We start from the raw sequence: 13,757 nt of genomic DNA, 5'->3' as shown, positions 1-13,757 counted from the left end.
GACGGCGACCACCGTCCCGGCCCCGGCCCCCGCCCCGCGCCGGACGCGCCTGTGGCGGGGGGTGACCCCCTGGCTCTTCCTGATCGCCCCGCTCGCCCTGCTGATCACCTTCACCTACGCGCCGATCGCCAACATGGCCGCGTACAGCCTCACCGACTGGGACGGGGTGAGTCCCGACCTGCGCTACACCGGCGCCGGCAACTACACGGAGATCTTCACCCGGGAAGACCTCTTCCGGGTCTTCTTCGTCAGCGGCTACTACCTCGCCGGCTCCGTCGTCCAGATCGTCGCCGCGCTCTACTTCGCGACGATCCTCAGCTTCAACATCCGCTTCCGGAACTTCTTCAAGGGCGTGCTCTTCTTCCCGTACCTGATCAACGGGGTGGCGATCGGCTTCGTCTTCCTCTACTTCTTCCAGGACGGCGGCACCCTCGACTCGGTGCTGAGCCTCTTCGGACACCACTCCGACCACGCCTGGCTCGGCACCCCGGTCTCCGCGAACACCTCGCTGGCCGGCGTCTCGGTCTGGCGCTACATGGGCGTGAACTTCGTTCTGTTCCTCGGCGCCATCCAGTCCATCCCGGGGGAGCTGTACGAGGCCGCGGAACTGGACGGGGCCAACCGCTGGCACCAGTTCCGGTACATCATCGCGCCCGGCATCAAACCCGTGGTCACCCTGACGGTGATCCTGTCGATCTCCGGTTCGCTGTCGGCCTTCGAGATCCCGTACATCATGACCGGCGGGGCGACCGGCACCGAGACCTTCGTGATCCAGACGCTGAACCTGGCCTTCCGGTTCAACAAGACGGGGCTCGCCTCGGCGGCCGCGATCGTGCTGCTGCTGATCATCCTGCTGGTGACCTGGATACAGCGGCGCCTCGTCCCCGACGACAAGGTGGACCTCGTATGACACGCCGTGCCGTGGCCCGCACGCTCGTGTATCTCTCCCTGGTCGCCGCGACCCTCGCGGTGCTGCTGCCGCTCGGTGTCGTCCTGCTGACGTCCCTCAAGACCGAGCAGGAGATGGCGGACGGCGGAGCGCTCTCGCTCCCCGGCAACCTGCTCAACTTCCACAACTACGCGTCGGCGTTCCGGGACGGCGAGATGCTGTCGGCGTTCGGCAACACCGCTGTCATCCTGCTCTTCTCCATCGGCGGCACGGTCCTCATCGGCTCGATGACCGCGTACGCGATCGACCGCTTCACCTTCCGCTTCAAGAAGCTGGTGGTCGCGCTGTTCCTGGTCGCCGCGCTGGTCCCCGGGGTGACCACCCAGGTGGCGACGTTCCAGATCGTGAACAGTTTCGGGATGTTCGACTCGCTGTGGGCGCCGATCGCCCTCTACATGGGCACGGACATCGTCTCGATCTACATCTTCCTGCAGTTCGTCCGGTCCATCCCGATCTCCCTGGACGAGGCGGCCCGCCTCGACGGCGCCAACTCCTTCACGATCTACCGCAAGGTCATCTTCCCCCTGCTCAGACCGGCGATCGCGACCGTCGTGATCGTGAAGGGCATCACCGTCTACAACGACTTCTACATTCCCTTCCTCTACATGCCCTCAGAGGATCTTGGCGTGATCTCGACGTCCCTGTTCCGCTTCAAGGGCCCCTACGCCGCCCACTGGGAGACGATCTCGGCAGGAGCGGTCCTGGTGATCCTGCCGACGCTGATCGTCTTCCTGAGCCTGCAGCGGTTCATCTACAACGGGTTCACGAGAGGTGCGACCAGGTGAGGGGCCGGCCCCCCGCCAGGGTCAGGGGGTGCCGGCGGACAGCGCGGCCACCAGCACCGGCGTCACCTGCTCCACCTGCCACGGCCGGGCCCCGTACCCCGCGAGGGCAGCCTCCACCGTCTCCGCGCTGACAACGTTGGGCGGCTCCCAGCAGACCCGCCGCACGGAGTCCGGCGCGATCAGGTTCTCCTGCGGCATGTTCAGCTGCTCGGCCAGCGCGGACACCGCCGCCCGCGCCGCCGTCAGCCGCGCCGCGGCCTCCGGGTCCTTGTCGGCCCAGGCCCGCGGCGGCGGCGGTCCCGTCACCTGCTGCCCCGGCTGCGGCAACTGCGCGTCGCTGAGGGCCTTCGCCCGGTCGACAGCCGCCTGCCACTGCTCCAGCTGCCGCCGCCCCATGCGGTGCCCGAACCCGTTCAGCGCGGCGAGCGCGTGCACGGTGGCCGGCACGGCGAGCGCGGCCTCGACGATGGCGGTGTCCGACAGCACCTTGCCCGGCGACACGTCCCGCCGCTGGGCGATCCGGTCCCGCGTCTCCCACAGCTCACGCACCACCGCGAGCTGCCGGCGCCGCCGCACCTTGTGCATCCCGGAGGTGCGGCGCCACGGATCCTTGCGCGGCTCCGGCGGCGGGGCCGAGGCGATCGCGTCGAACTCCTGCTGCGCCCACTCCAGCTTGCCCTGCCGGTCCAGCTCCTTCTCCAGCGCGTCCCGCAGGTCCACGAGGAGCTCCACGTCCAGTGCCGCGTAGCGCAGCCAGGGCTCGGGCAGCGGCCGGGTCGACCAGTCGACGGCCGAGTGGCCCTTCTCCAGGACGAAGCCCAGCACGCCCTCGACCATCGCGCCGAGGCCCACCCGGGGGAACCCGGCGAGCCGGCCGGCCAGCTCGGTGTCGAACAGCCGCGTGGGCACCATGCCTATCTCCCGCAGGCACGGCAGGTCCTGGGTGGCGGCGTGCAGCACCCACTCGACGCCGGACAGCGCCGCGCCGAGGCCCGACAGGTCGGGGCAGGCCACGGGGTCGATCAGCGCGCTGCCCGCGCCCTCGCGGCGCAGCTGCACCAGATAGGCGCGCTGTCCGTAGCGGTAGCCGGACGCCCGCTCGGCGTCGACGGCGACGGGGCCGGAGCCGGCGGCGAAGGCGGCGATCACCTCGGCGAGCGACTCGTCGTCGGCGATCACGGGAGGAATGCCCTCGCGGGGCTCCAGCAAAGGGGTCGGCGCCTCCGTCGCAGCAGATCCGCCGTCGTCCGGAGGAGCGCCTCCGGTGGTTCGCAGTGAAACGTCTGCTGCGGTCTCTTGGGCGTCGGTCACCTGTCAAGGGTATCCGTGTATGGACGGCGCCTGCCGACGGAACGTTCCGTGGCAGGCGCCTGGGGGTCGTAAACCAGTCAGGCCGGTGAAAGATCCGGTTCACGACGGGTGGGATGCGGGGGCACGGATCAGCGGCCGATCCGGTTCACGTCGGTGAAGGGCGAGGGTCAGTGGATGATCCCGGTACGCAGGGCCACCGCGACCATCCCGGCGCGGTCACCCGTGCCGAGCTTGCGGGCGATCCGGGCGAGGTGGCTCTTGACGGTCAGTGCGGACAGTCCCATCGAGACGCCGATCGCCTTGTTGGACTGGCCTTCCGCGACCAGTCGCAGCACCTCGACCTCACGGCCGGACAGTTCGCGGTAGCCGCCCGGGTGACTCGGGGCACCCGGGGGGCGGCGGTGCATACGGGCGGCGGCGGCGCCGATGGGGGCGGCGCCAGGGCGGGTGGGGAGGCCGAGGTTGGTACGGGTGCCGGTGACGACGTAGCCCTTGACCCCGCCCGCGAGCGCGTTGCGTACGGCGCCGATGTCGTCGGCGGCGGACAGGGCGAGCCCGTTGGGCCAGCCCGCGGCGCGGGTCTCGGACAGGAGGGTGAGGCCGGAGCCGTCGGGCAGGTGGACGTCGGCGACACAGATGTCGCGGGGGTTGCCGATGCGGGGACGAGCCTCCGCGACGGACGAGGCCTCGATCACGTCGCGCACACCGAGCGCCCACAGATGGCGGGTGACGGTGGAGCGTACGCGGGGGTCGGCCACGACCACCATGGCGGTCGGCTTGTTCGGGCGGTAGGCGACCAGGCTTGCGGGCTGCTCGAGGAGAACGGACACCAGGCCTCCTGGGTGGGGGACGGGGCCGGCTTGTGGGGAGGAAGCCGGGACGAACCGTGCTTTCAAGGTCACAGTCGTCTTCGGCATCAAACCCGTCCGCCTTTAGAGAATGATCACGATCTAGTGAGTAACAATCTGTGCAATTCGGACACGCGATCGATCGCCCGAAGATCGAACGGTTTCGTCCTTTGTCGATACGCGGCCGAAAGTGGCCGTATCGACAAAGTGACGGACCGTCCGCCAGGACGGAAAAAGCCCCTGCGGACAGCGGACGCAGGGGGGTGCTCAGCGTGCCTGCGGGTCCCGGCGCTGCGGCAGCGTCACCACCGAGGCGTCCCCCGGACCGGCCGGCGGCAGACCCGCGACCTGGGCCAGCAGATCGCACCAGGACGCCAGATGCGCCCCGGTGTCGGGGACCCCGCCCCGGCCCTCGCGGGGCGTCCAGGAGGCACGGATCTCGATCTGGCTGGCGGCCGGGCGTTCGGACAGGCCGCCGAAGTAGTGGGAGCTCGCCCGCGTGACCGTGCCGCTCGGCTCACCGAACGCCAGCCCGCGCGCGGAGAGCGCCCCGGTGAGCCAGGACCAGCAGACCTCGGGCAGCAGCGGGTCGGCGGCCATCTCGGACTCCAGCTCCGCGCGCACCAGTGTCACCAGCCGGAAGGTGCCCCGCCAGGCGTCGTGCCCGGCCGGATCGTGCAGCAGCACCAGCCGGCCGTCGGCCAGATCCTGGTCGCCGTCGACGACCGCGGCCTCCAGCGCGTACGCGTGCGGTGCCAGCCGCTGCGGCGCGCGCGTCGGCTCCACCTCGATCTGCGGCCGCAGCCGCGCCGCTCTCAGCGCGTCCACGGCCGCCCGGAAGGGCAGCGGGGCCGACCTGCTCGCATGCCCCATGTCCTCCTCGGTGTCCTTCGCGTCGTCCATTCCGCCAGCGCCGTCCGACAGTCGTCCCTGAGCCGCAGCCATGCGGGGAAGATTAAGGGGAACGGGGGCCTCGTGCGGGGAGGGACACCCTGTTGCGCGGGGTCGGGCTTGCCGCGGACGCTCCCGGCACCGGCGGCCGCCCACCCCGGCCCGGCCGCCGCGCGGGCCGTGCGAGACTTGCCGTCGTGAGTGCCAACGACCGCCCCTCGGGCAAGCAGCCGACCGCCACGTACGACTCCGCCTTCCTCAAGGCCTGCCGGCGCGAGCCCGTGCCGCACACGCCGGTGTGGTTCATGCGGCAGGCCGGGCGCTCACTGCCTGAGTACCGCAAGGTCCGCGAGGGCATCCCGATGCTCGAGTCCTGCATGCGGCCCGAGCTGGTCACCGAGATCACCCTCCAGCCGGTGCGCCGGCACCACGTGGACGCGGCGATCTACTTCAGCGACATCGTCGTCCCGCTCAAGGCCATCGGCATCGACCTCGACATCAAGCCCGGCGTCGGCCCGGTCGTCGAGAATCCGATCCGCACCCGCGCGGACCTCGACCGGCTGCGTGACCTGACCCCCGAGGACGTCTCCTACGTCACCGAGGCGATCGGCCTGCTGACCCGTGAGCTCGGCCCGACCCCGCTCATCGGCTTCGCCGGCGCCCCGTTCACGCTCGCCAGCTACCTCGTCGAGGGCGGCCCGTCCCGTACCTACGAGAACGCCAAGGCGATCATGTACGGCGACCCCGTGCTCTGGGCCGACCTGCTCGACCGTCTCGCCGACATCACGGCCGCGTTCCTCAAGGTGCAGATCGAGGCCGGCGCCTCCGCCGTGCAGCTGTTCGACTCCTGGGTCGGCGCGCTCGCCCCCGCCGACTACCGGCGTTCCGTCATGCCCGCCTCCGCCAAGGTGTTCCGGGCGGTCGCGGAGTACGGCGTGCCGCGCATCCACTTCGGGGTCGGCACCGGCGAACTGCTGAAGCTGATGGGCGAGGCCGGCGCCGATGTCGTCGGCGTCGACTGGCGGGTCCCGCTGGACGAGGCCGCCCGTCGGGTCGGTCCCGGCAAGGCGCTCCAGGGCAACCTCGACCCGACCGTGCTGTTCTCCTCCACCGAGGCCGTCGAGACCAGGACCCGCGAGGTCCTCGACGCCGCCGCGGACCTGGAGGGCCACATCTTCAACCTCGGCCACGGCGTCATGCCGTCCACCGACCCGGACGCGCTGACCCGGCTCGTGGAGCACGTCCACACGCACACCGCGCGCTGAGCCGGGCGGCCGCGTCCCCGCTCACCAGACGTGCCGCGCCCGCCTGCCGAACAGCAGGCCGCGCGGCTCCGGCGGCGGGGGCGTGCCCGGCTTGAGGGGCCAGGCCAGCAGCATGCCCGCGAGGAAGCCGACGACGTGGGCCGCGTACGCCACCGTGCCGGCGTCGGACACGCCCTCGCCGGACGAGTACAGCGCCTGGAGCACGAACCAGAAGCCCAGCACCAGCCAGGCCGGCAGCCTGAGCGGCAGGAAGACGAGGAAGGGCACGAGCACCCACACCCTGGCCTTCGGGTACAGCACGAGGTAGGCGCCCAGGACGCCCGCGATCGCGCCGGACGCGCCGATCAGGGGGTCGGCCGAGTCGGCGTTCAGGAGCGCGAAGCCGTACGACGCGGCGTAGCCGCAGACGCCGTAGAAGAGCGCGAACCGCACGTGCCCCATGCGGTCCTCTATGTTGTTGCCGAAGATCAGCAGGAACAGCATGTTGCCCAGCAGGTGCAGCCAGCCGCCGTGCAGGAACATCGCCGTGAGGACGGACAGTTCGGGGGACTTGTCGTAGCCCGGCGGGCTCAGCACACAGCCCGGTCCCTGCGCGCCCACCCCGACGTCGCCCGTGGGCACGAGCCGCGGCATCCGATGGTGGATCAACTCCTGCGGTACGGCCGCGTACTGGTCCAGGAACGCCTGCAGATGGCACAGCTGGGCCAGGCTGCTGTCGCCCGCCACGGAACCGGACAGGCCGGGCATGAACAGGAACACCAGGACGTTCGCGCCGACCAGCGCGTAGGTCACCACGGGGGTGCGGCGCGCGGGGTTCACATCATGGACGGGGATGACCACAAGGTAGATGTGCCCGCGATCCGGGCGGCGAATCGGTGAACACCGCCGTCGGCCCGCGCGTATGTCTCCTCAACCGCCCGCGGCACGGGGAAGGCGGGTCGCGGGGACGACGTGAGGAACAGGCGATGAACGACCGAGTTACTCCTCCGATGCACGCTCTGCCCGACGGCGAAGCCGAGATCTCGCTGGTTCTGCGGCTGCCCTGGGAGGACGTGGCGCGGCTGGGCCAGGAGGCCGGACGGCTGGCCTCGCAGATGCAGCGGCCGGTGACGCTGGACGAGGCGGTGAGCAACCGGCTGCGGTCCGCGCGGCCCGCCGCGCACGCGAAGCCGGCGGGGGAGCAGCCGGCGCCGGTGACGATGACGAGCGGAGCGTCGGTGTCGTCGCTGCCGCCGCGGCCTGCGGCGGACCAGGCACGGCAGGCCATCGAGCGGATCAACGGGACGGCTTAGCGCCGCGGGTGCCGGCGGGGCGCGGGCCGCGGTCGTACCGTGGCCGGTAGCGCCCCGCTCCTCTGTCAGGCGGGCTGCCCCACCGCCTTCGCCGCCTTGCGGGCGGCCACCAGGATCGGGTCCCAGACCGGTGAGAACGGAGGGGCGTAGCCCAGGTCGAGGGACGTCATCCGGTCCACCGTCATCCCGGCCGTCAGGGCCACCGCGGCGATGTCGACCCGCTTGCCCGCGCCCTCACGGCCCACGATCTGCACGCCGAGCAGCCGCCCCGTGCGGCGCTCGGCGAGCATCTTCACCGTCATGGAGGACGCGTTCGGGTAGTAGCCCGCGCGGCTGGTGGACTCGATGGTGACGGCTTCGAACCGCAGGCCGGCCCGGTGGGCGTCCTTCTCCCGCAGTCCGGTGCGGGCGATCTCCAGGTCGCACACCTTGCTGACCGCCGTGCCGACCACCCCCGGGAAGGTCGCGTAACCGCCGCCGACGTTCGTGCCGATGATCTGGCCGTGCTTGTTGGCGTGCGTGCCCAGGGCGATGTGCCGGTCCTGGCCGGAGACCAGGTCGAGGACCTCCACGCAGTCGCCGCCGGCCCAGATGTTCTCGTGTCCGCGCACCCGCATCGCCAGGTCCGTCAACAGGCCGCCGTGGGCGCCGAGAGGCAGCCCAGCCGCCGCGGCGAGCGTGGTGTCCGGGCGCACGCCGATGCCGAGCACCACCACGTCCGCCGGATACTCGGTGTCCTCGGTGGCCACCGCCCGCACCCGGCCGTCGTCGCCCGTGAGCAGTTCGGTCACCTCGGCGTCGTTCACCATGGTGATGCCCAGACCCTCCATGGCCTCGTGCACCAGCCGCCCCATGTCCGGGTCGAGCGTCGACATCGGCTCCCTGCCCCGGTTGACGACCGTCACCTGGTAGCCGCGTTTGATGAGCGCCTCGGCCATCTCGACGCCGATGTAGCCCGCGCCGACCACCACCGCGCGCCGGCCACGCGTGCCGGCCAGCGTGTCGAGGAGCGCCTGGCCGTCGTCGAGCGTCTGCACACCGTGCACGCCGGCCGCGTCGACGCCCGGCAGGTCCGGCCGGATCGGGCGGGCGCCGGTCGCGATCACCAGCTGGTCGTACGACGTCCAGGACTCGGCGCCGGAATCGACGGCACGCGCGCGTACCCGCCCTGCGGCCACGTCGATCTCCGTGACCTCGGTACGCATCCGCAGGTCGATGTCACGGTCCCGGTGCTCCTCGGGCGTCCGGGCGATCAGCTCGTCCGGCCCGGCGACGTCACCGCCCACCCAGTACGGGATGCCGCACGCCGAGTACGAGGTGAAGTGGCCCCGCTCGAACGCCACGATCTCCAGCTCGTCGGGGCCCTTCAGACGCCGCGCCTGCGACGCCGCGGACATCCCCGCGGCGTCGCCGCCGATCACCACCAGACGCTCCGCCCCACGCTTCGTACGGCTCATGCTCATGCGGACACGCTACTGGGGACGGCACTGACGGCGTTCCGGTCCCGTGCGGGCGGCCGGCTTGCCGGGCGGGTTCAGTTCTCCTCGCCGCCCTGCCGCGGGCGCGTGGGCTCGGGCGCCTGCCGGGCCGTCGGCAGCGGGCCCGGCGCGGTCGTCGCGGGCGCGGCGGCCGGCCGGCGCGGCATCCGGGGTCGTACGATCCGCAGCCACACCAGGACCATCAGCGCGATCACCGCGACGAACGGGAGCACCGCGCCGATCGCCACGGCGAGCCAGCGCAGCATCGTCACGAACGCGTCCCAGCCGCCCGCGAGCGCGTCCACGAACCCGGGTTCCTCGTCCTCGGGCACCGCCTTCTTCACCGGCGTCTCCGACAGGGACAGGGTGATGGTGGCGAGGCTGGTGCGGTCCTTCAGGGACGCCTGCTGGGCCATCAGCGCCTCCAGGTCGGACTCCCGCCGGCTCAGCTCCCCCTCCAGCGTCACCACGTCGCTCAGCCTGGTCGCCTGGTCCATCAGTTCACGCACCCGCGCCACGCTGGCGCGCTGCGACCTGATCCGGCTGTCCACGTCGACGACCTGGTCGGTGACGTCCTGCGCCTTCGCGGTGCGTTCGAGGAGCTTGCCCGCGCCCTGGAGATCGGCGAGTACGTCGTCGTACCGGTCGACGGGCACCCGCAGCACGACCCGGGTGCGCTCGCGGCCCTCGTCGTCCCGGTTGGTGGACTCGTCGCCGACGTAGCCGCCCGCGTTCTCGATGGTGGTGCGGGCCTCGCCGAGAGCCTTCGGCACGTCCTTGACCTGCACGGTCAGTGACGCGGTGCGGATGATGCGGCTCGTGCCGGCCTTGGGCGGCGCGGTCGCCCGTGAGCCGCCCGCCCCGCTGCCGCTGTCCGTGACGCCCTCGGGGGCGGCTCCCTTGGCGTCGCTCTGCGCGGCGGCCCCCTTCTCGGACATGGCGCCGGAATCGGCAGCACCGCCGCCGTTGCAGCCGGTCAGTGCGAGGGCCGCGACCAGCAGAGTCCCGGCCAGGGCCCGGCCGGGTCGTACGGAACGTCGTGTGCGCATGTGGGTCTACCCCCGGGGGTCGTGACGACTGACGCTCCTTCGACGCCGGACCGGGACGGAACGTTGGGGCGCCCCGGTCCCGATGCGGTCACGGTCAGGACTCGTGAAGGACACCGGGGCCTCGGCGGGAGTGTCAGTGGGGTCTGAGAAAGTGGGCACATGAGCGCAACGGGTGCAGGTCGGGTCGTCGTCGTCGGAGCCGGGATCGCGGGGCTCGCCGCCGCCCACCGGCTGCTGGACCGCGGGGCGGACGTGACCGTGCTGGAGGCCTCCGACCGCGTCGGCGGCAAGCTGCTGCCCGGCGAGATCGCGGGCGCCCGGGTCGACCTCGGTGCCGAGTCGATGCTCGCCCGCCGCCCCGAGGCCGTCGCCCTCGCCCGCGAGGTGGGCCTGGGCGACCGGCTCCGGCCGCCCGCCACCGCGACCGCCTCGCTGTGGACCCGCGGCGCCCTGCGCCCCATGCCCAAGGGCCATGTGATGGGCGTCCCCGGCACCGCCGCCGCCCTGGCCGGCGTGCTCTCCGAGGACGGCCTCGCCCGTATCACCCGCGACGCCGACCTGCCCCGCACGGAGGTCGGCGACGACGTGGCGGTCGGGGAGTTCGTGGCCGCGCGCCTGGGCCGCGAGGTCGTCGACCGCCTCGTCGAGCCCCTGCTGGGCGGGGTCTACGCGGGCGACGCGTACCGCATCTCGATGCGCTCGGCCGTCCCGCAGCTCTTCCAGGCCGCCCGGACCCACGACTCCCTGACCGAGGCCGTCCGTGAGATCCAGGCGAAGGCGGCGGCCGGCGGGCAGACCGGCCCGGTGTTCATGGGCATCGAGGGCGGTGTCGGCACCCTTCCGCTCGCGGTCGCCGCGTCGGTGCGGGCGCGCGGGGGCGAGATCCTGACCCGGACACCGGTGACGGAACTGCGCCGCGAGCCGGCCGGCAGATGGCGGATCGTCGCCGGTGAGCGCGTCCTGACCGCCGACGCGGTCGTCGTCGCCGTCCCCGCCCCGGCCGCCGCCGCCCTCCTGCGCACCGAGGCCCCCGAGGCCGCCGCCGAGCTCGCCGGCGTCGAGTACGCCTCCATGGCCCTGATCACCCTCGCCTACCGCCGCGCGGACGCCACGCTCCCCGAGGGCAGCGGCTTCCTGGTCCCGCCCGTGGACGGACGCACCATCAAGGCGTCCACCTTCGCCTCCCGCAAGTGGGGCTGGATCGCCGACGAGAATCCGGACCTCCTGGTCCTGCGCACCTCCGTCGGCCGGCACGGCGAGACGGAGGTCCTCCAGCGCGAGGACGCCGAACTCGTCGACGTCTCGCGCCACGATCTGCGGGAGGCCACCGGACTCGACGCCGCCCCCGTCGACACCCGCGTCACCCGCTGGACCGACGGCCTGCCCCAGTACCCCGTCGGCCACCACGCGCGCGTGGCCCGCGTCCGCGCCCACGTCGGCAGACTTCCGGGCCTGGCGGTGTGCGGCGCGCAGTACGACGGCGTCGGCATCCCCGCGTGCGTCGCGAGCGCGTACGCGGCGGTGGACCAGATCGGCGGCGATCCGGGCGCGGTGCGGGAACTCACGGCCGACCCGGTGCCGAGCCTGCACGGCGAAGCGGGAGAATGAGGCCATGAGTGACGACGCCCCCACCACCGAGCCCGGCAGGATCCCGAACAAGGGCAAGCTGGCCAAGGACCTGAACGAGGTCATCCGCTACACCCTCTGGTCGGTCTTCAAACTGAAGGACGTCCTGCCCGAGGACCGCACCGGTTACGCCGACGAGGTCCAGGAGCTGTTCGACCAGCTCGCCGCCAAGGACGTGACGATCCGCGGCACCTACGACGTGTCCGGCCTGCGCGCCGACGCCGACCTCATGATCTGGTGGCACGCGGAGACCAGCGACCAGCTCCAGGAGGCGTACAACCTCTTCCGCCGGACCAGGCTGGGCCGCGCGCTGGAGCCGGTGTGGTCGAACATGGCGCTGCACCGCCCCGCCGAGTTCAACCGCTCGCACGTCCCGGCGTTCCTCGCCGACGAGACGCCCCGCGACTACATCAGCGTCTACCCGTTCGTGCGCTCCTACGACTGGTACCTGCTGCCCGACGAGGACCGCCGCCGCATGCTCGCCGACCACGGCAAGATGGCCCGCGGCTTCCCGGACGTGCGCGCCAACACGGTCGCCTCGTTCTCCCTCGGCGACTACGAGTGGATCCTCGCCTTCGAGGCCGACGAGCTGTACCGCATCGTCGACCTCATGCGCCACCTGCGCGCCTCGGAGGCCCGGATGCACGTCCGCGAGGAGGTGCCCTTCTACACCGGGCGCCGCAAGTCCGTGGCCGAGCTGGTCGCGGGCCTCGCCTGATCAGCGGGTGAGCGCGGCGGCGGCCGGCTTCTTCGGGGACCGGTCGCCGGGCCGCACCGGCTTCGGCTCGGGGTGCGGCGCGCAGTCCGCGCGCCGCACCGGGAGGTCGCCCTCCAGCAGATACGCGTCCAGGTGCCCGTTGACGCAGGCGTTCGGCCCGTACGCGATACCGTGCGTGCCCGCGCCCCGCTCGGTGACCAGCGCCGAGCCCCACAGCCGCCGGTGCAGTTCCCGGGCGCCGCGGTACGGCGTGGCCGCGTCCCGCTCGGCCGCCAGGATCAGGGTCGGCGGCAGCTCACCCGGGCCGGTGCGCACGTCGAGGGGCTGCTGCCGGGGCGCCGGCCAGTAGGCGCACGGCAGGTTCGTCCACACGTTGTCCCAGGTCTCGAAGGGCGCGACGCGCGCGAGCCGGGTGTTGTCCCGGTCCCACACCTCCCAATCCGTCGGCCAGGGCGCGTCGTTGCACTCGACGGCGGTGTACACGGCGTGCGCGTTCTCCGCCTCGGCCGCCGCCTCCGGATGCGGTCCGGCCTGCTCGATCAGCGGCTTCGGGTCGCCCTTCAGATACGCCGACAGCGCCTGCGCGCGATGCGGCCAGTAGTCGTCGTAGTACCCGGCCGACAGGAACGCCCCCTGCAACTGCCCGGGCCCGACCTTCCCGCCCGCAGGCTCCGCCGCCAGCCGCGCCGCCGCCCTCTCGTAGCTGTCCAGCACCTCGTCGGCCGTGTCACCGAGCCCGTACACGCCGTCATGCCGGGCGGCCCACTCCCGGAAGTCCGCCCAGCGGTCCTCGAACGCGGCCGACTGGTCGAGGTTGTTGCGGTACCAGACCTGCTCGGGGTCCGGGTTCACCGCCGAGTCGAACACCATCCGCCGGACGTGCGAGGGGAACAGGGTCGCGTACAGCGCCCCGAAGTACGTGCCGTACGACGTGCCCAGGAACGTCAGTCTCCGCTCGCCGAGCGCGGCGCGCAGGACGTCCAGGTCACGGGCGTTGTTGAGGGAGGTGTAGTGGCGCAGCGCGTCGCCCGCGCGCCGCGCGCAGCCCCGCGCGTAGGCCTGCGCCCGCGCGACGCGTTCCTTCTTGTACGACTCCGAGGGGTGCGTCGGTGCCGGCGAGGGCGCCTTGAAGAACTGTCGGGGGTCCTTGCAGGACAGGGGCGCGGAACGGCCCACCCCGCGCGGGGCGTAGCCGACCAGGTCGTACGCCGCCGCCAGCCGCTTCCACTCGGGGACCACGCCGATCAGCGGGAAGTACATGCCGGACGCGCCCGGCCCGCCCGGATTGAACACCAGGGCGCCCTGCCGGGGCACCCGGCGCTCGCTGTGGTGCGGGTCCTTCCGGGTGGCCCGCACCCGGCTGACGGTCAGCTTGATCTGCCGGCCGTCGGGGTGGGCGTAGTCGAGCGGCACGGACACCGTGCCGCACCGCACCGTGCCCGGCAGGTCCTCCGTGGCCGGGCACGTGCCGAAGCCGATGCCCGTCGCCCGGGCGCGCGCGGCGGCCACCGCCGTGCCGCGCAGCTCGGCCGCCGGGTCCTTGCT

The 13,757-nt window shown here is 72.5% G+C and carries 13 protein-coding genes; 6 read left to right on the top strand and 7 right to left on the bottom strand.

Annotation, left to right across the window (positions count from 1 at the left end; all coding sequences use genetic code 11):
- On the top strand, positions 1–910 hold a 910-nt coding region (locus tag ACWD0J_RS39785), incomplete at its 5' end, for a carbohydrate ABC transporter permease (protein ID WP_451500747.1).
- Complete coding sequence (locus ACWD0J_RS39780) at positions 907–1,734, top strand: carbohydrate ABC transporter permease (RefSeq protein WP_451500746.1); 828 nt, start codon at positions 907–909, stop codon at positions 1,732–1,734. The genes ACWD0J_RS39785 and ACWD0J_RS39780, both read left to right, overlap by 4 nt.
- Before the next feature lie 21 nt (positions 1,735–1,755).
- Here ACWD0J_RS39780 and ACWD0J_RS39775 read toward each other — a convergent pair whose 3' ends face one another.
- From ACWD0J_RS39775 to ACWD0J_RS39765, 3 genes are all read right to left on the bottom strand, one after another.
- Positions 1,756–3,045, bottom strand: a complete 1,290-nt coding sequence (locus ACWD0J_RS39775; protein ID WP_451500745.1) for an HRDC domain-containing protein — start codon at positions 3,043–3,045, stop codon at positions 1,756–1,758.
- A gap of 167 nt (positions 3,046–3,212) precedes the next feature.
- On the bottom strand, positions 3,213–3,875 hold the full coding sequence (locus tag ACWD0J_RS39770) for a response regulator transcription factor (RefSeq protein WP_123992183.1): 663 nt from the start codon (positions 3,873–3,875) through the stop codon (positions 3,213–3,215).
- 285 nt (positions 3,876–4,160) lie between these two features.
- Positions 4,161–4,838 carry a DUF3000 domain-containing protein gene (locus tag ACWD0J_RS39765; RefSeq protein ID WP_451500744.1) on the bottom strand — a complete coding sequence of 226 codons (678 nt, stop codon included), beginning with the start codon at positions 4,836–4,838 and terminating at the stop codon, positions 4,161–4,163.
- A gap of 143 nt (positions 4,839–4,981) precedes the next feature.
- Between ACWD0J_RS39765 and hemE the strand changes: the two genes are divergently transcribed.
- Complete coding sequence (gene hemE / locus ACWD0J_RS39760; RefSeq protein ID WP_451500743.1) at positions 4,982–6,049, top strand: uroporphyrinogen decarboxylase; 1,068 nt, start codon at positions 4,982–4,984, stop codon at positions 6,047–6,049.
- A 21-nt stretch (positions 6,050–6,070) separates the two neighbouring features.
- On the opposite strand, the gene ACWD0J_RS39755 is transcribed toward hemE, so the two are convergent.
- Positions 6,071–6,889, bottom strand: coding sequence for a rhomboid family intramembrane serine protease (locus tag ACWD0J_RS39755; protein ID WP_451500742.1), 819 nt, complete (start codon positions 6,887–6,889; stop codon positions 6,071–6,073).
- Between the two features lie 125 nt (positions 6,890–7,014).
- Here ACWD0J_RS39755 and ACWD0J_RS39750 point away from each other — a divergent pair, with 125 nt between their 5' ends.
- The gene (locus ACWD0J_RS39750) at positions 7,015–7,341 is read left to right on the top strand and encodes a hypothetical protein (protein ID WP_451500741.1); all 327 of its coding nucleotides are present in this window, start codon (positions 7,015–7,017) and stop codon (positions 7,339–7,341) included.
- A gap of 65 nt (positions 7,342–7,406) precedes the next feature.
- On the opposite strand, the gene ACWD0J_RS39745 is transcribed toward ACWD0J_RS39750, so the two are convergent.
- Together ACWD0J_RS39745 and ACWD0J_RS39740 are read right to left on the bottom strand one after the other, a co-directional pair.
- Positions 7,407–8,804, bottom strand: a complete 1,398-nt coding sequence (locus ACWD0J_RS39745; protein WP_451500740.1) for an FAD-dependent oxidoreductase — start codon at positions 8,802–8,804, stop codon at positions 7,407–7,409.
- 71 nt (positions 8,805–8,875) lie between these two features.
- Positions 8,876–9,868: a DUF4349 domain-containing protein gene (locus tag ACWD0J_RS39740; RefSeq protein WP_451500739.1), complete on the bottom strand. Its 993-nt coding sequence runs from the start codon at positions 9,866–9,868 to the stop codon at positions 8,876–8,878.
- Positions 9,869–10,027: 159 nt separating this feature from the next.
- Here ACWD0J_RS39740 and hemG point away from each other — a divergent pair, with 159 nt between their 5' ends.
- A complete protein-coding gene (gene hemG, locus ACWD0J_RS39735) occupies positions 10,028–11,476 on the top strand; it encodes a protoporphyrinogen oxidase (RefSeq protein ID WP_451500738.1) in 1,449 nt (482 codons plus the stop codon).
- Between the two features lie 4 nt (positions 11,477–11,480).
- Complete coding sequence (gene hemQ / locus ACWD0J_RS39730; RefSeq protein ID WP_451500737.1) at positions 11,481–12,212, top strand: hydrogen peroxide-dependent heme synthase; 732 nt, start codon at positions 11,481–11,483, stop codon at positions 12,210–12,212.
- On the opposite strand, the gene ACWD0J_RS39725 is transcribed toward hemQ, so the two are convergent.
- On the bottom strand, positions 12,213–13,757 hold a 1,545-nt coding region (locus ACWD0J_RS39725; RefSeq protein WP_451500736.1), incomplete at its 5' end, for an alpha/beta hydrolase.

This window comes from Streptomyces sp. NPDC003011, from assembly GCF_053591515.1.
This window is presented reverse-complemented; position numbering and strand designations above follow the sequence as displayed.

Bases quoted from the DNA above. Each gene is read 5' to 3' on its own strand.
- ACWD0J_RS39780 (WP_451500746.1), top strand. From the start codon at position 907: ATGACACGCCGTGCCGTGGCCCGCACGCTCGTGTATCTCTCCCTGGTC.
- ACWD0J_RS39765 (WP_451500744.1), bottom strand. From the start codon at position 4,838: ATGGCTGCGGCTCAGGGACGACTGTCGGACGGCGCTGGCGGAATGGAC.
- ACWD0J_RS39750 (WP_451500741.1), top strand. From the start codon at position 7,015: ATGAACGACCGAGTTACTCCTCCGATGCACGCTCTGCCCGACGGCGAA.
- ACWD0J_RS39745 (WP_451500740.1), bottom strand. From the start codon at position 8,804: ATGAGCATGAGCCGTACGAAGCGTGGGGCGGAGCGTCTGGTGGTGATC.
- ACWD0J_RS39740 (WP_451500739.1), bottom strand. From the start codon at position 9,868: ATGCGCACACGACGTTCCGTACGACCCGGCCGGGCCCTGGCCGGGACT.
- hemG (WP_451500738.1), top strand. From the start codon at position 10,028: ATGAGCGCAACGGGTGCAGGTCGGGTCGTCGTCGTCGGAGCCGGGATC.
- hemQ (WP_451500737.1), top strand. From the start codon at position 11,481: ATGAGTGACGACGCCCCCACCACCGAGCCCGGCAGGATCCCGAACAAG.